Here is a 20,790-nt window from a genome sequence, read left to right as displayed (position 1 = left end):
ATACATTGGAGAATATTTTAATGAAAAAAATAATTTGTTTATTTATATTTTTTTTGTCTTTTCAACTTTTTGCAATAGACGGTGATACTTATAAAGTAGTTTATATAAATATAATATCCGATAAAAAAATTGATCATAACGATGAAATTTTTGAATTTATTGAAAATCCTTTATTTAGAGATATGTATATGGAATTGTCCAATATTATAAATAATGATAGGTCTATAAATCATTTTACAATGACTGCAGGCAGTAAATTTTATTTAAATTACTATAATGGAGATGATGGGTGCAGTATTTCGACAGGTTTATTTCTTACAAAGACAGAAGATATAATGAAAAATTTTACACAAAATTTTAATAAGTTTATTCCCGATAAAAATAAAAAGGACATAAGTTATGAATATAAATTAGGGGCATTAGTCTCATTGCATGATTCATTTAAAGATTATAATGTTTCATTTAGAAATGTAAATTCACAATACTGTATCTTATTTTATTCATATAAGAAGCTAAAGGTAGGCCTTATCTTGCAAAAATCATTTGAAAATCCATAATATTTTATAAACCTAATAGGACACCTACATCATTGTCGTGGGCTGACCTGTAGCATCCAGAGCATCCCGCCACAAAGAACTTTCAGGGTTAACATATTTTCTTTCCGAGACAACTTGTTCAATCGGCAGGTGCACAAATTTATTGTTTACAAGCCCGATAAGGGTGCGGGTCTTCCCTGCCATAGCAGCATGAACCGCATTGTTGCCTAAGCGTTCGCAATAAACCGAATCAATGGGAGCTGCAATTGAAGATCTAATCTGATAACTGGGATCAATGTATTTTAGGTTTATGTGCATACCTATCTTTTCAAAATACTCGGTTATTTCTTTTTTTAAAAACAAACCTATATCCGCAAGTTTTTTGTTTCCTGAGGCATCCGTTTCTTCTTCAATATTCATTAAATGCTGACCGGCACCTTCTGCTGCAACAATGAGGGCATAGCCGTTTTCAATAAGCTTTTTTTCCAAAAGCTTTAAAAAGCCGTTGTCGCCGCCCAACTCAAAGCGGACTTCGGGTATAAGAACAAAGTGGGCTTCATGGCAGGCAATGGCCGTATGGGTTGCGATAAATCCCGACTCCCTTCCCATAAGCTTTACCAAGCCTATACCGTTGATCTGCGAACTGGCCTCCATATTGGCTGCCGCCACCGATTCGGTCGCCTTTGCAATAGCCGTATCAAATCCGAAAGACTTTTGTATAAAAGAAAGGTCATTATCTATCGTTTTGGGAATACCTATTACTGAAATTTTTAATTTACGTCTTTCAATTTCTCTTGAAACTTCGAGTGCCCCTTTTTGCGTACCGTCACCGCCGATAAAAAATACCATATTGATATTCATTTGTTCGATTCCATCTACTATTTCGGTTACCCTTGTACCTCCGCCTCGCGAAGTACCCAAGAAAGAGCCCCCCGTTTTATGTATCCCGTTCACTGCTTCAGGAGTCAATGGAATGGGAGAAAATCCATATTCCGAAATAAATCCCTTATATCCGAATTTTATACCGCTGATTCGGCGGACTCCGTACCTTGTCCAAAGACAGCGGACTACAGCCCTTATAACATCATTTATACCGGGACATAGGCCTCCGCAGGTAGCGATTGCAGCATGTACATAGTTGGGGCTAAAATATATCTTTTGGCGAGGGCCGGCCTTTTCGATAAGGTCAGCGTGGGTTAAAGGCTCTCCGGTTTCACCCAAAGAGGCATCCAAATTATACCTTATAAATTCGTTATCGGTAACATAGTTTGCAATCAGATCTCCATGTGTCTCCGACAGCATAATAGGAGACTGTATTTTACATTCTCCCAATGAAGGAATGGAAAAGTCCGTTTTTTTCATAATAACCTCCCATAAAAACTTTTTGCAGCAAATATCAGAGCCTTTCGGCTCTGTTCTGTAAGGAAATTTTTCATCGTATCCGCTAAAGCGGATAGCGAATCAACTTGCGAAAAAAGTTTTTTCAAGCAGTTTGTTCACAAACTGCATACAATAATGCGATGTTTTGTGCAAAGCACAAAACTCGAAGATAAACAGTGAGGCTGAATTTCTGCCGAACTGTTTATCTTACCTCCTTTTTATTGAATCTTTCTCTTCAAAAGATAAATCGTTTCTTGCGTCAATTTATCGCCTTCTTTTATATCCATTCTTTTAAACATACCTTGAGGAACTTCAAGAGCATAGCGTACGGAATAAGTACTTTCAACCGTTTCCAAGCTATAAGGCGTCATATCGTATATTTCTTTAATTATACCGGAGCTGTCTATAAAAGCAATTGAAAGAGGGTGAGGAGTGTTCTTCATCCAAAATCTTAACTTAGTATCTTCCTTATATAAAAAAATCATTCCCGTGCCTTCAGGGATAAGCTTCCGCTCCATAAAGCCTCTTTGCTGCTGGGCAGGTGTGATTGCAAGTTCCACACTTATTTTTTCGATATTTTTTTTAACTGATTCTTCGGTTTTTGCTTCTTCGTTTGATTCTTCCGCCTCTTCATTTGAGATTTTTTCTATAAAGATATCTTCCGTTTCCATTGTATCTTGTCCTGCACATGCGGAAAAAAAACAAAGCATTAAAAACGCTGTTATAACCTTTTTAAAAATCATTTATAAATTCCTCTCGCAAAATATCACTGTAGGCCTTATCGGTTTGACTTTTTTCCAAAAGCTCATTAAATACCTTTAAATCAATATACTTTATTGCCAGAGGGCGCTCTAAAATCATTGAAACGGTTTCGTTTTTCCAAATAGCCCTTTTGGGATCTATACTTAAAGGCTCACCGTATTTTGAAGTCAGCGCAGAATACATCGAATAATAATCTATCTTGTCGGTATCCATCTGGATAATAATAATATATAGATTGTCCTCATAAAACTGAAACCATGCTCTTTTGATATTGCTTGAACCATTTGTCTCAATAAGACTTCGGTTTTTTCCGGGCAAAAGTGAAATATCTCTTTCTCCCCGATATCCGAATATGGAATCTTTTAAAAGGGCTTCTTTAACGGCATCCATATTCATTCCGAGGTTTATTTCTCGATATCCGGCAGGAAGTTCAGCAAACTCAGGCTTCTCTTCGGTTTTTTCAGTTTCAGTCTTTTCAAGAATTTCTTTATTGGACTCTGCATCTTCGGAAAAAGCAAAGCCTATCAAAATAAAGACTATACAAAAAAACAATTTTTTCATAATGCGTTTCCGTTCTACCAATATCCGCCGCTCTTTGCACGGGCATTCATACGGGATTTTTCAATTTCCTGCATCTTCTTAAAGTAGGCGGCCTGCTTTGAAAGCTCCAGCTCGTCCGTTATGGAAATTTTAGATCCGTCACATCTTACTATCGGTTGTTTTAAAAATTTTGTAACGGCCTCGGATACTTCCTCCTTAGGTATACCGCACATATTTGCCAACTCGACGGGGCCGAAGTTAAAGGTATGGTACTTGCCCTTTACGGGTTTAATTCTGGATTTTTCAAGCTGAATAGCAAGCATATCATACATTTTTTCGACATGGTCTTTGATAAGGGTATTGGCAAGCTGCTTGTACATTGCCCAAATTCTATCTGCAAAGGTAGTTGTAAGGCGGGCAATCAGCTGAGGCTGAGTTGAAACCATTTGATTAAAGTTTTGGCGGTTTACGGCTAAAAGCTGACATCCTTCTTCGGTAACAATAGCACTTGCAGATCGGGGTTTATTTTCCAAAAGGGCCATTTCACCGAACATATCGCCTTCTTTTAAGACAGCCAATAGAACTTCATTATTATCAAGAATCTTTGTTATTTTTACATGGCCTTTTTGAATAATATACAATTCCGTTCCGGATTGACACTCACAAAAAATCATATGCTCTTTATCGTAGAGCCTTATCATTTGGTTTGTAGGAGGTTCAAGAACTTCCATAGGGATTTTTACCCCCATAGCCTTGATAGCCATAACCCTTTTTTGAGCTGCATCAGCAAATTCACCCTTGGGCTGAGCCTTTAAATAATGATAATATGCATAAAGAGCCAAATCAAATTTGGACATCCTCAAATAATATTCACCGATTGTAAAAAGATGGGAAATTCCAGTTACGGCATTCCGTTTTAGAGTAATGCGGGTTAGGGCCTCATCCAAATAGCGCATCTTTTTTGAAAAAGAATAAATTATCTTCATTGCAACGGAAGTATTCTTTTCAATCAGATGGGGGAACTGGCCGTATGGAACTGAAATTAAAAGCGCATCGGTCAAAGCAATAGCCGTTTCGATTTGAGTATGCCCGGACATACAGGAAACAACACCTAAAAAGTCTCCCGGCCCTAGAACATTGCCGCCTTCTTCAGCAACTACCTCATCTTCCTTTGCGACTTGCACCTTTCCGCTTTGTATAATATAAAAATGATCGGTATCCGACTTTCCTTCTATGAGAATATATGAGCCTTTTCTAAAATTCAAAAATGACAGCTGTAACAAGTTTTAACCTCTCATACCTTTATGCATTGATAAATAGAAACATTGCACATTTACAGTATATTTTGAAAAAGTCGAATTGTCAACCTACTTACCTAAAATACTTATATAATTATTTCTCCGATTGTATTTTTACACTTTTTTTGATAGAATAGGTAAATGAGTACCTTTAAAAAAATTACCGATTTTATTGAATCCAAAACAGATGATATCGTAGGATTGGAACGGCTTTTAACTTCCATTCCTGCTATGGCTCCTGAATCCGATGGAGACGGAGAATTAAAAAAATGTGAAGCCCTGGAAAAATACTTAAAAGAAGCGGGTTTTAGCAATTTTGAACGCTTAGATGCCCCTGATGAGCGGGTTTCTTCAAAAATACGCCCTAATCTGATTGTTACCATTCCCGGGAAAAACGATAAGGAAAGGCTCTGGATTATGAGCCATCTGGACGTCGTTCCTCCGGGCGACCTGTCCAAGTGGGAAAGCGATCCTTGGACTGTAATCGAAAAGGACGGAAAACTTATAGGCCGCGGAGTTGAAGACAACCAGCAGGGCCTTGTTTCTTCGGTTTTTGCAGCCTTGGCTTTTATCAAATTGGGAATCGCCCCAGAACATACTATTAAGCTTTTATTTGTTGCAGATGAAGAAGTCGGCTCCCAATACGGTATAATTTACCTCCTTAATAAGCACAATCTTTTTACAAACGATGATTTGATTCTTGTACCCGATGGAGGCGACCCTAAGGGGGAAACAATAGAAATAGCCGAAAAAACCGGTCTCTGGCTCAAGGTTATTACAAAGGGTGTTCAAACCCATGCTTCAATACCGAACACGGGCAAAAATGCCTTTGTTGCAGCCTGCGACCTTGCCCTCCGGTTAAACGATCTGGAAAATCATTTTAACAAAAAAGACGATTTATTTTCGCCTAATTATTCAACCTTTCAGCCGACTAAAAAAGAAGCCAATGTACCGAACGTAAATACAATTCCGGGAGATGACGTTTTTTATGTAGACTGCCGAATTCTTCCTTCTTACGATGTAAACGAAGTTTTAAAAGAAATGCAAAAAAGAGCTTCAGAGGTTGAAAAAAAGTACGGAGTGGATATCAAGTTTGAATATGATGAACCTGAGGTTTCTCCTGCAACACCTAAGGATGCAAAGATTGTAAGCCTTCTTTCATCTGCCGTAAAAAAAGTAAAAGGAATTGAAACCTCTACGATAGGAATAGGAGGCGGAACAGTCGCAGCCTGTCTTAGGGCCAAGGGCTTTAATGCCGTTGTTTGGAGCTCCCTTGATGACAGCTGCCACCAGCCCAACGAATATGCTTTTATAAAGAATATCATAAGCGATGCAAAGGTTATGGCAGCCATGATGTTCGGTGTCGAAAATATTTAAAACCCAAACACCTAAAATATGAGTGAAAAAAACTGGAGGGAATTTTCGGCCGCTGAAACAGCAGATTTTGAACAGCCTGTCTTAATTTCCTCCGCTTTTCAAAAATTGATAGAAGAAGCAGAACCCGAAGACTCAAAAGCCCTCCGGCTCCAAGTCGAGCCTTCAGCCTGCGAAAAAACTTTCTGTCCTTACGAAACTGCCGACCCTCTCGGCGAGCAAAAATACTGTATCACCCCCTATCTTGTTCATCAATACGAAAACAGGGTACTTCTTATAACGACAGGAAAATGCCTTTCATATTGCCGTTATTGCTTTAGACGGGGCCTTACCGCCCGATCTCAAAGCTATATTGGAGACAGAGAATTAAAGGCAGTTACGGACTATATCAAAAAGATGCCTCAGATTACGGAAATCCTTGTCTCAGGCGGAGACCCTTTAAGCGGAGGTTTTAAAAAGCTTGAAAGGATATTAAAAAAACTAAGAGCCGTAAAAGATGACCTTTTGATAAGACTATGCACTAGGGCTCCGATATTTGCGCCCGAACTTTTTACGGAAGAACTTTTGAACCTGCTAAAAAAAACAAAACCCCTATGGCTCATTCCTCATATAAACCATCCTGCAGAGCTTGAAAAAGAGCAAGCTAAGGCTTTAAATGCCTGCATTGAAGCCGGCATACCCATTCAAAGTCAAACAGTTCTTCTAAAAGGAGTAAACGATAATGAAAAAACTTTGATTAAGCTTTTTCATAAGCTTACCTGCATGGGCATAAAACCGGGCTATCTTTTTCAGTTGGATCCTGCAGCCGGAACCTCCCATTTCCGTGTTCCCTTAAAAGAGGCCTTAGAGCTTTGGGAAAGAGTAGAACAGAAATTATCAGGTCTATCCCGCCCTCAGTTTGCGGCGGATCTTCCGGGGGGAGGAGGGAAATTTCCTCTTTCGGCACTTATTTATTCCAAAAAAATAATAGAGCAAAAAAAGGATTTAAGTTTTAGTGCCCTTGGTATGGACGGCGTTATACATAAGTATACATATTAATGTATACAAAAATATACAGCATCTTACCAAAAATTATGATTTTTGATCTGAAGCGTCTATAAGTTTTAATAACTCCATTATTACCCTGTAAAAAATAAATAAACTTAGGCAAACTTATAAAAGCATCTTATAAATGTTAGAAAAAATAAATATATTTTAGCACGCTTTTTGCTTACTAACTTATGAGGTAATAAATTATGACGGAAAATCTGCTTTTACAATACATTAAGGATAGCAAAAAATATCCTCTTTTATCAGCCGAACAAGAAGCAGAATTAGCCGATGAGGTAAAAAAAGGCAATGCAGAGGCAGTAGAGACTCTTATTACATCAAATTTGAGGCTTGTAATAAAAATGGCTAAAAAGTTCAGCTCAAATGAAAACCAAATTTTGGAGCTCATTCAAGAAGGCAATATGGGACTTATGAAGGCGGCCTCTAAATTTTCAAAATCGTTTAAAGTGCGTTTTTCAAGCTATGCAGCTTGGTGGATAAAACAATCTTTTATAAGATACTTAAATTCTGCCGACAAAGTTATAAAACTTCCCGTAAGAAAAGAAGCCTTAATCCGTCAAGTACACCAAGAAGAAGAAAATTATAGGATAAAATACGGAATTTTACCTTCTTATAGCCAGCTTGCAGAAATAATGAAAGAAAAAGTAGATATTATCGCTCAGATAAAATCGTTTAACTATACCGATATATGCAGTTTAGACGATCCGGTTGATAACGAAAGATCGGCAAACCTGTATGATTTTATTCCATGCAATACCTATAACCCGGAAGAAGAGTTTATAGATAATGAATTCAAAGAAAAATTAAATAAGTGTTTGGAAATCCTCAATGACCGTGAAAAAGATGTTTTAAGAAACCGATACGGTCTTGACGGTACTATGATCTCGACCACATTTGCCGTCTTAGGAAAAAAATATTCAATCTCGGCTGAATCCATCCGCCAAACCCAACTGCGGGCTTTAAGAAAATTAAGAGCCGATACAAATAAGATTAAAGCAATGGTATCGGTATAGCTTTTCTTTCCTACCTGATTTTTTTTATCAAATATGATAGAATGGGGCTAGAGGTATAAACAATGGACATAGAACTTTTAGCTCCGGCAGGGAATACTGAGGCCCTTGATGCTGCCGTAAACGAAGGAGCCGATGCCGTATATTTAGGCTTAAAAACTTTTAATGCGCGTATGCGTTCCTCCAATTTTGCATGGAGCCAATTTGAAGCAGCCGTAGACAGCCTCCACAAGCGGAATAAAAAGGTCTATGTTACCGTTAATACGGTTTTAACCCAAGAAGAAACCGAAAAGATGTACCGCTTTTTAAAATACCTTGCTTCCGTTTCTCCTGACGGAATCATTGTTCAAGATTTAGGTATAGTCCAAATGGCTAAAACACACTTTCCAAAATTAAAGCTTCACGCCTCAACCCAGATGAATATAGCCTCGGCCAAGGCTGCAAATGCTTTAAGCCGATTCGGAATATCAAGGGTTGTTTTAGCAAGAGAGCTTTCACTAAAAGAAATTGAAGCGGTCAACTTAAACACTTCCTGCGAGCTTGAGGTTTTTGTGCACGGCGCTCTCTGCGTCTGCCAATCGGGGCTTTGTATGTTTTCTTCATACCTCGGAGGAAAATCGGCAAACCGCGGAATGTGTGCCCAAGCCTGCCGAAGACTTTACACGGCCCACACACCTCAAGGTGACAAAGACGGCTATTATTTTTCTCCCCATGACTTGCAGCTCATCGATTATGTTCCCGACCTTATAAAAGCGGGAGTTGCCTCCTTTAAAATTGAAGGAAGAATGAAAAGTGCGGAATATGTAGGAACGGTAGTTTCAGCCTACCGCCATGTAATCGACAACTGGGAAAAGAATAAAAAGGAAGCCGTCGAAACAGGCCGCCGCATCCTGGCCGGAGACTTTGCCCGAAAAAAGACAAGCTTTTTATTTGTTTCGTCAAAGGCTGAGGAAATATTAAACCCGAATCAGGCGGGCGGCACAGGTATTTTTTTAGGAACGATAGACAAAACCGCCCAATTTAAGATTAAAGAAGTTGAAGGGAAAACAAAGGAAGAGCCCATGCGCAAGGTTCACTATGTGCTTTTAAAAGGCGGCTCCTATACCCCCGATTTTGGGGATTCGATTCGGCTTCATACAAAGGATGACCGAGGCAGGGAAAGCTGGAAGATTCAAGACATAAGGATTGAAAAATCCTCTTCACAAAAAACCGGTTCGGGCGAAAAAGTATGGGTTCAGGTCCCTGCCGATTTCGGCATAGGCGACAGCGTCTACCTTTTGCAGACTAAAAGCATGAGCAAACGTTATGCTCCGGTGCTGCCCAAAACTTTGAGTTCTTTTAGAAAAAGGCCCGGAGACGACAAACTTCCCGAACTTAAACTCTATCCCGAAGGGAACCCTGCCGGAAACATTAATGAAAATGTAAAGGCAGGGGCAAAAAACAAACAGGACGACAAGCGGGCTAAAAAGATTTTGAGTAAATCCAATATCGATATCTTCCCTGACGGCTTCTATGTCCAAGTATCTTCTGTAAGCAGTCTCCACACTATTCTTTCCGACAAACCTGTGCGAGTCATTATAAACCTAAACGAAGATACAAGAGAAGCCTTAGCCGGCACCGGAAAAAGCGGCAAAGCACTCCCCTTCTCAAAACGGGAAATCTTTATTTCCCTCGATCCTTTTATGGGGCAGGCCGAAAGCGATGAGCTTGAAATCTATCTTTTAGACCTCATCGAAAAGGGCTATACTCAATTTGTAATCAATAATCCTGCTCACATTACGATGCTGAAAAATAAAAATCTAAACCTTGTTGCCGGCCCATATCTTTACGGCTTTAACCGATGGGCTGTAAAATGGCTTCAAGAAAATAATATTTTAAAGTTTATATCCCCAATCGAAAACTCTCAAAAAAACCTTGAAGAGGTTTATGCTCCAGGTATGAGAAAACAGGTACTGCTCCCCGTTTTTGCCTATCCTGCCCTCTTTAGAATGAGGTTTACGCTTCCAAAAACTTATGATTTCTTGTATTTTTCCGATAAACAAGGAGAGGCCTTCAAGACTTTTTCAACACCGTCCGCTTCATTTGTACTGCCGGAAAAACCTTTTTCAATAACCGACCGCGTTGGAGCCCTCGAAAAGAAAGGTTTTGATAAGTTCCTTCTCGATTTTTCTCACACGGAAATCGAACGCAGTGAGTACAGACACATTGTAAACTCATGCAGGAAGGGAATCTTTCTGGAAGACACTTCACGTTTCAACTGGAAAGAAGGATTTTATGATCCTATAAAAATTGAGGCAAGAAAACAAAAGTAATATTTTAGAAATTATTGATATTTTTGATAATTTACAGTATAATGGATATATCTCAATTTTGTTATCTAAGGAGGAGTATTTTATGACAGAAATAACAGGTAACACAACTCAGCTTTCTCATTCGGCAAAAACAAAGTTTCATTCTATAGGAACCAAACTTTTGTTTTTTACCGTTATATTGCTTTTAGCCCAATATCTAATAATCGCATACAAGGATTGGCGGAGTCTTAAAAAATTCTCTGAAAATCAAATAAAGATGATGGCAGATTTAAAACATTCAGCCTTTAATCATGAATTAAATACTTATGAGCTTATGGGTAAGATAATATTGAATAATATTGCTAAAAATGACGAAATAATAAAAGCTTTTGCAGCAAGAGACAGGAAAACCTTACCGAACTTACCTCGCCCTTGTTTGATGAAATGAAAAAGAACTACAAAGCTAAACAATTTCATTTTCACAAATCTCCCGCTATTTCATTTTTACGTGTTCACAACCCCAAGAAATTTGATGATGATCTTTCAGGGTTTAGAAAAACAATTTTACAAGCAAATTCCGAAAAAAGAGAAATACACGGTCTTGAAGTAGGAGTAAGCGACTTGGGCTTTAGAGTAGTAAAGCCTCTTTTTGATCAAAACAACAAACACATAGGTTCGGTAGAATACGGGGGCGATGTTAATAACGACTTTATACAGGGCTTTCTTAATGATTGCTCCAAAGAAGTCTTGGAAGGCGGTTTAAATATAAGCATCTGTGCACGCACTTTGGACAATACTTATAAAATAATAGCTTCCAATTTTGAAAACAATAATTCCGAAGATTCTACTGCGATTATGGAAGAACTGGGAAACAAAGAGAGCCTTATCAAAATTGAAGAAACTAATGCAGCGGCTTATTATCCTATGTATGATTTTTCAGGGAATATAGTAGGCTACTCAAAATTTTTATATTCGATTGAATCAATTCAAAAAAGTCAAGCAAGCTTTTTCCTAAAGACAGCAGCTGTTTTACTTTTTATATTTATCCTATTTGTCTTGACAATCATAATATTTACAAAGCTTTTTATCATACGACCGGTTAATAGGGTTATCATAGCTCTTAAAAGTATATCGGAAGGAGACCTGCGGGTTGTACTTCCTTCAACGGGTAATAATGAAATTGGAAAACTAATCGGTTATTTTTCCGACACAATTGCAAAAATAAGCTATATGATAAAAACGGTTTTAATGAATTCGCAAGAAATGAAGGATATCGGTGAAATACTTGCACAAAATATATCGGAAAGAGCAAGTGCCATACACCAAATTACTCAAAATATAGAATCGGTAAAAACACAAGCGGTCAATCAAAGTACCAGTGTAACGGAAACATCTGCAACAATCGAACAGGTTATAAGCAGGCTTGGAGAGTTGGACAGCGACATTGAAGTACAAGCATCAAGCATTGAGGAATCTTCTGCAGCAGTTGAACAAATGGTTGCCAACATAGCCTCAGTTACAAACAATCTTGAAAAAAACAATACTCTTATAAAAACCGTATATGAGAAAACAAAGAGCGGTAAAGAAGGAGCAAGATTAGCAAATGACGTAGTCGCACAAATAGCATCTTTGTCGGCCTCCTTGCTTGAAACGAGTGAGATTATTCAAAACATTGCAAGTCAGACAAATCTTTTAGCCATGAATGCTGCAATAGAAGCAGCACATGCAGGCGAAAGCGGAAAAGGCTTTGCCGTTGTAGCTGATGAAATAAGAAAACTTTCAGAACAATCTAATATGCAGGGTAAGCAGATAGGCGAGGTTATGAAAAAATCTACCCAGATTATCGAAAAGCTCACAGTCGTCGGTGAAGAAGCTGAAAAATCTTTTATTAAGGTGTATGAGCTGGTAAACCAAATTTCACAGCAAGAAGAACTTATGGTATTTGCAATGAAAGAACAAGAAAACGGAAGCAATGAAGTTCTTAATGCAATAAAAAACATAAATACGATTACCGGTGAAGTAAAGACCAGATCGGTAGAAATGTTGTCCGGAGGTATTAAGGTTTCAGAAGAGATGCAAAAACTTGATACACTTACCAGAAACATAACCAATAGCATGAATGAGATGGCTACGGCAGCTTTTGCAATAAATGAATCAAGCAAAGAAGTAAGCGATATATCTCAAAAAAATAAAAACAGTATTGAGCAATTATCTATCGAAGTAAACAAGTTTAAAGTATAAGGTATTTTTCTGGAAATACTATAATTAAACTCGAATAATCAAAGCACCGGTTTTTCTGTCATGGAAGAACCGGTTTATTTTTTCGTTTTCAATTTTTATAAGAGAGCCGTCTACATATTCTTTAAGCTTTGACCGAGAGCTTTTTTTTTCGGTTAAGAGTAAAAAACCTTTTTCGGAACAGGCATAACGGCCGATCTTTCCATCGCCAAGCTTTATTATTTCGGAGCTTATGCGTGCAAGGAAGTCTTTTTTTTCATTTTCAAGGTCAGACTGCTTTTCTTTTTTTTCATTTTTATACTCAATCGGCTTTTCCTTTTTTTCTTCGCCTCTGCAATATATAAAAGAAAGACTTGCCCTAGTCTTTTCAAGTCTTGCAGCTTCAGAAAGCTCAACAAGTTTTGGAGGAGCATCATCCGCATAAAAAGAAAAATGGCACCATTTATCCGAGGCTATAGGATATTTTATATTGTTTTGTTCAGCCGTTTTTCTCCCTGGTATGGGACAGATTTCTACATGGGGACAGGGAGAAATAATTTTATATTTTTTTTCGATAAAGTTTTTACGCAAGGCCGAAACGAACTCGCCTGCAAGAGGGATGCCGGGCTCAATTATCAAGGCTGCTCCGTTCTTTTGAAGATAATGCTGAATTGTTTTTGCAGCTCTTTCAGCTTCACCTTCAATCTTAATTGAAGAATCCCAAAATATTTCATTAAACATATTTGCACTTACAAAAAGGTTTACCTTTTCTTTTAACGGAAGACCGAAGCTGCCGTTTAATTTTGTAAGCTTCCAATTCGATGTTTGTTCTATTCCGGCATTTTGATTTGTAAAAGCAAAAAGAGAATTAAACAAAGCTTCTCCTGCCGCCAAAGCCTTCCCCGAAATATCGGCACAATACCAATGAAGTTTTTTTGAGCGCAATTCAGGCTTGGCAATCCAAAAAGCACACATAAGAGTCATAGGCCCGCAGCCGAAGTCTGCAATTATGTCTCCGTCCTTTAAATCAAAATCAAGATTACCTATCAATTTTGAAATACGCACCAAGTTCCACCACATATAGTGGTAAATATAGGCCGTTAATTTTACGGGATTGTTTAGGTAATTTACTTTTCGCGAGCCTCTTTCATTTGTAAGCTCATGGAATAGGATACGGATATCCTTTGGAACCGAAGCAGTTTGTTTTGAAGAAAGTTTTAGAGCATCCTTTATTATTAAGTCAAAGGAATTTAAAAGAGCCTTTGTATCTTCATCATTTTCTTTAAAAATATTTTTGCCGGTATTTTTTGTCTTTACAATCTTTACCGGAAACTCTTCCCTATTGTTTTTCTTTTCAGACCTCTTTTCTTTGTTCAGGTTTTCATCAATTTCTTTCTTTTTTTGATGATGAATTTTTGCCTCATTCTTCTTTACAAACTTTTCGTAAAATGGTTTATTTTGTTCAGTCATTTTTTTCTTCCCGTATAATTCCGTAAATATCTAAAAGCTGATCCCTAAGCTCGGATATTTTAGCCGTAAGGGAGCCTTGGGCTGCACTTTGATTTATTATTTCGGCAGCAGCTCCTTCAACCGTGTACTTTTTTTTATTTATTAAATAATCCAGCCGATAGATGATTCCCAAATCATGGGAGCTGTAAATACGCCTTCCGCCCAAATCTTTTTTAGGCTGCAAGATGGGAATATTGTCTTCCCAGTATCTTAAAGTATGAGATTTTATTCCTGTAATTTTTTCAACTTCACCTATCGAAAACCCTTTCATTCCTAAAGCCTTTCTTCCCAGCGTTTTCGGCTTCCCTTAACTTTAAGCAAGATGGGAATCATTTCAAAACCCAAATCGCTTCTGATTTTATTTTGAATATACCTCATATAAGACTCGGTTACATAATCGGGCCTGTTTGAGAATAACAAAAATTCCGGCGGACGGGAACCTGTCTGCACAATGTACTTAAATGTAAAGGCTGTTTGGCGGCCTTGCGGAGGAGGAGCAGCCTGAAGCCAATCTTTTAAGGCAATGTTTAGAGCCGATGTTTCTATTTTTTTATTTAGCTGCTCGAACATTTTGACGGCCGTGTTTAAAAGCTCTTTAATCCCCGTCCCCTCATTTGCCGAAATAGCGAGTACGGGAGCATAATCCATTTTGCCGAACATAACCTTTATGCGTTCTTCTTCATCCTTAAAAGCTTTTTTTGTTTGCTCCATCAAATCCCATTTATTTAAAACAAAGATAACGCCGAGGCCGCGGTTAGTAGCCTGCACTATAATTTTTTTATCCTGCTCGGTTAAGCCTTCTTGAACATCTATCAGATGAAAAACTATATCGGCATTGTCCATGCTTTTAATTGCACGCACTACGGAATAATATTCTATATCTTCATTGACCTTTGCCTTGCGCCTTATTCCCGCAGTATCCTGAATAAGAAATTTTTTATTTTTATAAGAAAATTCGCCCTCAACAATATCGCGGGTAGTTCCTGCAACATTTGAAATTATCGAAGCGGAAGAACCTGTAAGATAATTTGCCAATGTTGACTTTCCCGTATTGGGTTTACCGACAATCGTAATTCTTATTGTATCATCTTCTTCAAGTTCTTCTACCTTGCTAAAATCAAGACCGGTTGTCAACTCTTCAGCCAGCTCCGAAATATTATCGCCGTGCTCGGCACTTATGCAGGTCAAGGATTTAAAGCCGTAAGAGTAATAGTTGCAAGCCTCCGCCATGAGTCTTCCGCCCTCGGTCTTATTTACGGCAACAACCAGCTTATTAAAATATGGCCGTAAAAATTGAATAAACTCTTCGTCTTCCGCAGTTGCAAGACCTGCATCGAGAAGAAGCAAAATCCTGTCGGCTTTTTTTAAAGTGGAAATAGTTTTTTCCATAACAAGTTCATCTATCGTATCTTCAAATTTATCGCCGCTCCTTGTAAGTTTAAAGCCGCCCGTATCGACAAGCATGACAGGAAGGCCGTTTATAATCGCCTGTGCTTCAACAGGATCGCGGGTTACGCCGGGAGTCGGATCGGTAATGGAACGGCGCTTTCTTAAAAAGCGGTTAAACAATGTAGACTTGCCGACATTGGGTCGGCCTACAATGGCTATCAGAGGAATGTTTTTATATTTTTTTTGATGAGAAAATTCCGAGCCATCTGAACTTATATTTTCTTCATCAATAATTTCATCTTTAGTTTTCGGCATAATATTTCTCCAATGCTTTTTGTACCTCTGTTTTTATTTGAGATGCGGAATTTAATTTTTTAATTTTTTCGTATAAGGCTTCCGCATCCTTGACATTTACGGACTGCATAAACTTTTGCATTTTTAAAATTTTTCCGGCAGGCATACTGAAATGTCTCAAACCCATTCCTAAAAGTAAAAAGGCGGCATCTTCATGCGAGGCCATTTCTCCGCACATAGAAACCAAATGCCCTACCTGTTCTTTTATAAACCTTTGTGCATCGATAACGTTTTTGATAAGCCTCAAAACGGCCGGTTCAAAATAATTTGCAAGATAAGCAACCTTTGTGTTTTCCCTGTCGGCCGCCATCGTATATTGAATAAGATCGTTTGTTCCGATAGAAAAGAAATCCAAATACGGAGCATAGAGGTCGGCCACGACAGCCGTAGAAGGAACTTCAACCATAATTCCTACATTAACCTTTTCAATTATTTTTTTTCCGGCAGCAGTACATTCAAGTTTACATTCTTCGATTATTTTTTTAACTTCGATAATTTCTTCAATATTTGAAATCATCGGAATCAAAAGAAAAACGTTTCCGAAAACTCCTGCCCGCAGGATAGCCTTTATTTGAGTTTTAAATACTTCTTTTCTTTCTATGCAATAACGGACAGCCCGCCAGCCGAGAAGGGGATTTTTTTCGCGCAAGGTTTCCTGCTCATCAATCATCTTGTCGGCACCCACATCGAAGGTTCGAATAATTACGGGCTTTTTGCCCATAGCTTCAACAACTTTTTTATAGGCTTCAAACTGAGTATCCTCATCTGGGATTTTACCATCCTCTAAAAATAAAAATTCGGAACGGAAAAGGCCTATGCCGTTTGATATGGTAACAAATTTATTTTCAATTTCTTCGGGGAAGGCAATATTCGCATTTACCGAAACCTGAACTCCATCCTTTGTCGTAATCGAAAGACGCTCAGTATAATTTTTTTGAGCTTCTAAGAGTTCCTTAATTTCAGCATTTCTTTTTTCGATACGGCTCTCATATTCTTTTATAAGAGTCTTGGAAGGGTTAAATAAAACAAAGCCTCCGTCCGCATCGAGAGCCGCGGGCATATTGGTTCGGGCAAAATCCATACAGTTTTTTACACCCACAAGCATGGGAATATCCCAGGCACGGGCCATAATCGAAATATGGCTGGTAACACCCCCCTCTTCCATAATTATACCGCTCACTCCCGCATTTTTTACCAAGAGGGCCTCGGAGGGTTTTATCAGCTTGGCTGCAATAATCGCACCCTTTGGAACTTTTGTAAATCGGGAATCCCTTGCTCCCTGCTTAAGGAGATGAACAAAAACGGATTCAAAAGCATCCTGAATATCTACAGCTCTTGCACTAAGGTATTCATCTCCGGCTGTTTGCAGCATTGCAACGGTTTCGTCCAATTTTCTTTTTAAAACAAACTCGGCATTCATCCTTGTTTTTTTGATATCGGCAAAAACGGAATCCAAAAAGGCCGTATCCGACAACATAAGAATGTGGGTTGATATAATATCTTCACCGGTCTTGTCGTTTTCGCTTTTTTCTACATCAGATGATGAAGAAATCAGTTCCGAAAGCTCGTTTTTTGCCTTTTCCACGGCACCGGTCAATCTCGATTTTTGCAAAGCAATTTCATTTTCAGATATGGAATAAGAAGGAATCACCGTTTCAGGCTGTTCCATTATACAATATAGCGGTCCGGCGGCTAAACCGTCGGAGGCTATGAGTCCGTTAAGTTTTTTCATACTGTCTTTATTATAGTAGAAAACTGGGGGATTGGCAACTTGTTAGGGGAAGGGACAAACTCCTTGCTATTATCTCAAGGCATCATTCTATTTATTTTTTTACATCATAGACCGATACATAATTTATACACAATATGTCCGATATATCACCCGTAGTTTTATCATATTTAAAAACGTTTTCTCATGAAGAACTTATCGCATTAATCCATTCTTTTGCAAATGCCCATGAAGATATTCGGTTTATCCTTGAAGAAAAAGCTTCCGTTCAAACGACAAAAAACGAAAACGAGGCTGCCGCAGACAAACAGCAAATACCGCAGACAGCGGCGAATGCTCTTGTTAATAGAAACAGCACGGCACAGGAAAAAATCAATTTGTATACATCTCTCTTTGTCGGCCGGCAGGATGTATTTGCCCTGCGATGGTATAATGCAAAATCAAACAAAAGCGGTTATTCGCCGGTTTGCGAAAACAAATGGAAAACGGGAAAATGCGATATGAAAAAATATGCCTGTGCAGCCTGTCCTTTTAAACTTCCCATGCCGCTTTCCGATCGGTATATTTTTAATCACCTAGCCGGAAAAGATAGCACCTGCCGCGACATTGTCGGTTTATACCCGCTTATGGAAGGAGATGTATGCCGATTTCTAGCGTTTGACTTTGATTCACACTCGGGAAGTTCCGATACATGGAAAAAAGATGCGGCCGCTGTATGTAAAACCTGTGCGGCATTTTCTATTCCCGTTTCGGTTGAAATATCACGCTCAGGGAAAGGGGCTCATCTTTGGATTTTTTTCAGTGAAAACATTAGTGCAAAACAGGCTCGCAACTTAGGGATGTTGATTTTGCAGGCCGCTATGAATGAGCGGCATTCTCTGCCGTTTGAATCATTCGACCGAATGTTCCCTAATCAAGATTCAATACCGAAAGGCGGTTATGGTAATTTAATCGCTTTGCCGCTGCAAGGACAGGCAGTAAAAAATAAGTGTTCCGTTTTCATAGATGAAGATTTTATTCCGTTCAATGATCAATGGGCCTATTTAAGTTCCGTAAAAAAATTATCGGCAAAAGATCTGGAAACATGTTGTATAGAAATTACAAAAGTCGTACATGGCTTTTTGCCGGACGGATGTGATGACAGCGGAATCAATAAAACAGACGATATTGCCAAAGACGGAACAGCATATAAAATTTCCGGAATACTGTCGAACAATCCAAGCAATCAGAACAAGCAATCAAACAATCCGGCATCGAAAAATGTACAACTTACACAAAAAGATTTTTCTTCGACGGTGCACATTACGCTTTCAAATCAAATCGAAATTACAAAAACCGGAATCTCGGAGCGGGCTCTGGGTATTTTCCGACGGACGGCGGTTTTCTTAAATCCTGAATATTTTAGAAACCTTCAAATGCGGCTTCCGTTGTATAATATCCCGCGCTATATCGATTGTTCAGGTGAAACCGAAAACGCTTTACTTTTGCCTCGCGGCAATATCGATCAGATTCAAAAATTATTAAACGATTGCAATACGCCTTACAAAATCAATGATGAACGGGAAAAAGGTGTGTGTATTGAAGTTGAGTTTACAGCAGAACTATACGAGGAGCAAAATGCGGCTTTGCAAGCTATGCTCGAATCGGATATCGGCATTTTATCTGCGGGAACGGGCTTTGGAAAAACGGTAACTGCCGCTGCTCTCATTGCGGAACGGAAAACGAATACGATCATTCTTGTGCAAACGCACACCCTTTTGGAACAGTGGAAAAAAGCCGTCAAACGATTTTTGAATTACGATGCGGGAACGATCGCCGCAGGAAAAGATATGTCTACGGGAATTATCGATATTGCAATTATTAAATCCCTTACGGAAAAAAATTCGGATGCGGTAAAACCGCGGCGGCATACATACGGTATGCTCATCGTCGACGAGTGCCATCATGTGTCGGCCTTCGGAACGGAAAATCTTGTAAAGAGCTTCCGCTCAAAATATGTATACGGATTGACCGCAACACCTGTACGCCGTGACGGCCGGCAAAAGATTATCTTTATGCAGTGCGGGCAGATTCTTTATGCAACGACTACGAAGCAGATGAACCGCGTACAAAATTTTGAGCATTATTTTATCCCGCGTTTTACGAATTTTCATATCACCGCAGAAAATGAAGAAAATTCAAAACAATCAATACAAAATTATTATTCCGAAATGATAAAAGCGGAATCACGGAATTTATTAATCGTTTCAGATGTACAAACCGCCGTCAAAGCAGGACGAACGCCGCTTGTTCTTTCCGATAGGATAGAACATTTAAAATTGCTAAAAGAAAATCTAAAAGATGCAGCTGCCAATGTCATCGTGGTTACAGGAAAAGGAACGCAAAAACAAAAAAAAGAACAGTTGGAAATACTCAACAAAGTTCCTGCCTCTGAATCGCTTATAGTGCTCGCGACAGGCAAGTATGCCGGAGAAGGCTTTGACAATCCGCGGCTTGATACACTTATGCTTGCAATGCCGTTTAGCTGGAAGGGTACGCTTGCACAATATTGCGGCCGCCTGCACAGAAATTTTGTAGGAAAAGAAGAAGTGTTGATTTTCGACTATGTCGATTTTCGTCTTCCGGTTTTCGACAGAATGTACCGGAATCGGCTTAAAGGGTATAAGCAGCTCGGTTATACAATACAGCCGGTTTTCGATTCAGGGAAGAAAGAAGACGCACCATCAAAGCTATATTCCGCCAACGACTACACAACCGATTTTATTCAAGACTGCATGGACGCAAAAAAATCGGCTATTATTTATTCACCGTACCTTTCCAAAACGGAAGTGCAAAAATTTTTACCCCTCGTACCTAAAATTATTTCAAACGGGTGCAAAATTTTTATTATGACAAAGCTGCATGAAGATGAAGGACGGCGAAAAAAGCAACAGCAGTATATTAATATGCTCAAAACGGCGGGAGCTGCAGTTTCGGCGAAAGAGAATATTACACAAAGATTAGCTATTTTTGATGAAAAAATTTTATGGTACGGCAGTATCAACTTTCTCGGATATTTGGAAGAGGAAGATTGCAGTATCCGTATCTGCAATTCGGAAATCGCATCAGCTGTAGAAGCGGAAATGGAAATAGTCTAACTGATTTGCTCAATTATTTTACCTCTTGACTTAAACCTCATTTTAAGATGTATATTTATTATACAGTGTTTTCAATGAGGCATCCTTATGGGTATTCACTCTAAAAAAATAAAATAAAATGAACAAGCAAGACAAGAATATAGATTAATGTCAACTTTTGAGATGGATGCTAAGTATAAAGGGGCATATAACAACAAGATAGAAACAGCAAAAC

General features: G+C 38.7%; 14 protein-coding genes and 1 pseudogene. 7 read left to right on the top strand and 8 right to left on the bottom strand.

Translation table 11 applies throughout. The features are described 5' to 3' along the window. Window positions 1-20 precede the first annotated feature (20 nt). The gene (locus tag E4N80_RS12580) at window positions 21-557 is read left to right on the top strand and encodes a hypothetical protein (protein WP_253699505.1); all 537 of its coding nucleotides are present in this window, start codon (window positions 21-23) and stop codon (window positions 555-557) included. A gap of 24 nt (window positions 558-581) precedes the next feature. Here the strand turns inward: E4N80_RS12580 and E4N80_RS12575 are convergent, their stop codons facing one another. From E4N80_RS12575 to E4N80_RS12560, 4 genes are all read right to left on the bottom strand, one after another. Next, entirely contained in the window at window positions 582-1,898 is a 1,317-nt protein-coding gene (locus tag E4N80_RS12575; RefSeq protein WP_253699504.1) for an ATP-dependent 6-phosphofructokinase, read from the bottom strand. Window positions 1,899-2,134: 236 nt separating this feature from the next. Further along, window positions 2,135-2,659, bottom strand: a complete 525-nt coding sequence (locus E4N80_RS12570; protein ID WP_253699503.1) for a DUF192 domain-containing protein — start codon at window positions 2,657-2,659, stop codon at window positions 2,135-2,137. Then, entirely contained in the window at window positions 2,649-3,239 is a 591-nt protein-coding gene (locus tag E4N80_RS12565) for a hypothetical protein (protein ID WP_253699502.1), read from the bottom strand. Before E4N80_RS12565 ends, E4N80_RS12570 begins: the two co-directional genes overlap by 11 nt. A 14-nt stretch (window positions 3,240-3,253) precedes the next feature. Further along, window positions 3,254-4,501, bottom strand: coding sequence for a Crp/Fnr family transcriptional regulator (locus E4N80_RS12560; RefSeq protein ID WP_010694323.1), 1,248 nt, complete (start codon window positions 4,499-4,501; stop codon window positions 3,254-3,256). A gap of 156 nt (window positions 4,502-4,657) precedes the next feature. Between E4N80_RS12560 and E4N80_RS12555 the strand changes: the two genes are divergently transcribed. The 5 genes and pseudogenes from E4N80_RS12555 (at window position 4,658) to E4N80_RS12535 (ending at window position 12,482) form a co-directional block, all read left to right on the top strand. After that, window positions 4,658-5,893, top strand: coding sequence for a M20 family metallo-hydrolase (locus tag E4N80_RS12555; protein WP_253699501.1), 1,236 nt, complete (start codon window positions 4,658-4,660; stop codon window positions 5,891-5,893). Between the two features lie 18 nt (window positions 5,894-5,911). Further along, window positions 5,912-6,928 (top strand): KamA family radical SAM protein, encoded by a 1,017-nt coding sequence (locus E4N80_RS12550; protein ID WP_253699500.1) that lies wholly within the window; start codon window positions 5,912-5,914, stop codon window positions 6,926-6,928. Window positions 6,929-7,125: 197 nt separating this feature from the next. Continuing rightward, entirely contained in the window at window positions 7,126-7,953 is an 828-nt protein-coding gene (locus E4N80_RS12545) for a sigma-70 family RNA polymerase sigma factor (protein WP_253699499.1), read from the top strand. Window positions 7,954-8,015: 62 nt separating this feature from the next. Next, window positions 8,016-10,262, top strand: a complete 2,247-nt coding sequence (locus tag E4N80_RS12540; protein ID WP_253699498.1) for a peptidase U32 family protein — start codon at window positions 8,016-8,018, stop codon at window positions 10,260-10,262. A gap of 82 nt (window positions 10,263-10,344) precedes the next feature. After that, a pseudogene (locus E4N80_RS12535) lies at window positions 10,345-12,482 on the top strand (methyl-accepting chemotaxis protein). A gap of 24 nt (window positions 12,483-12,506) precedes the next feature. On the opposite strand, the gene E4N80_RS12530 reads toward E4N80_RS12535, so the two are convergent. The 4 genes from E4N80_RS12530 to ptsP are packed head-to-tail and all read right to left on the bottom strand — an operon-like array spanning window position 12,507 to window position 17,442. After that, the gene (locus E4N80_RS12530) at window positions 12,507-13,928 is read right to left on the bottom strand and encodes a small ribosomal subunit Rsm22 family protein (protein WP_253699497.1); all 1,422 of its coding nucleotides are present in this window, start codon (window positions 13,926-13,928) and stop codon (window positions 12,507-12,509) included. Continuing rightward, window positions 13,921-14,238 carry a MerR family transcriptional regulator gene (locus E4N80_RS12525; protein WP_253683202.1) on the bottom strand — a complete coding sequence of 106 codons (318 nt, stop codon included), beginning with the start codon at window positions 14,236-14,238 and terminating at the stop codon, window positions 13,921-13,923. The genes E4N80_RS12530 and E4N80_RS12525 overlap by 8 nt, the downstream gene beginning before the upstream one ends. Before the next feature lie 2 nt (window positions 14,239-14,240). Next, window positions 14,241-15,671 carry a ribosome biogenesis GTPase Der gene (gene der, locus E4N80_RS12520; protein ID WP_253699496.1) on the bottom strand — a complete coding sequence of 477 codons (1,431 nt, stop codon included), beginning with the start codon at window positions 15,669-15,671 and terminating at the stop codon, window positions 14,241-14,243. After that, window positions 15,658-17,442 (bottom strand): phosphoenolpyruvate--protein phosphotransferase, encoded by a 1,785-nt coding sequence (gene ptsP, locus E4N80_RS12515; RefSeq protein WP_253699495.1) that lies wholly within the window; start codon window positions 17,440-17,442, stop codon window positions 15,658-15,660. The genes der and ptsP overlap by 14 nt, the downstream gene beginning before the upstream one ends. A gap of 134 nt (window positions 17,443-17,576) precedes the next feature. On the opposite strand from ptsP, the gene E4N80_RS12510 reads away from it, so the two are divergent. Continuing rightward, window positions 17,577-20,576, top strand: a complete 3,000-nt coding sequence (locus tag E4N80_RS12510) for a TOTE conflict system archaeo-eukaryotic primase domain-containing protein (RefSeq protein WP_253699494.1) — start codon at window positions 17,577-17,579, stop codon at window positions 20,574-20,576. Window positions 20,577-20,790 lie beyond the last annotated feature (214 nt).

Origin of the sequence: Treponema denticola (genome assembly GCF_024181605.1) — a bacterium.
Lineage (GTDB): Bacteria > Spirochaetota > Spirochaetia > Treponematales > Treponemataceae > Treponema_B > Treponema_B denticola_B.
The sequence above is the reverse complement of the archived record's forward strand: the minus strand, read 5'-3'. Positions and strand labels throughout refer to the sequence as shown.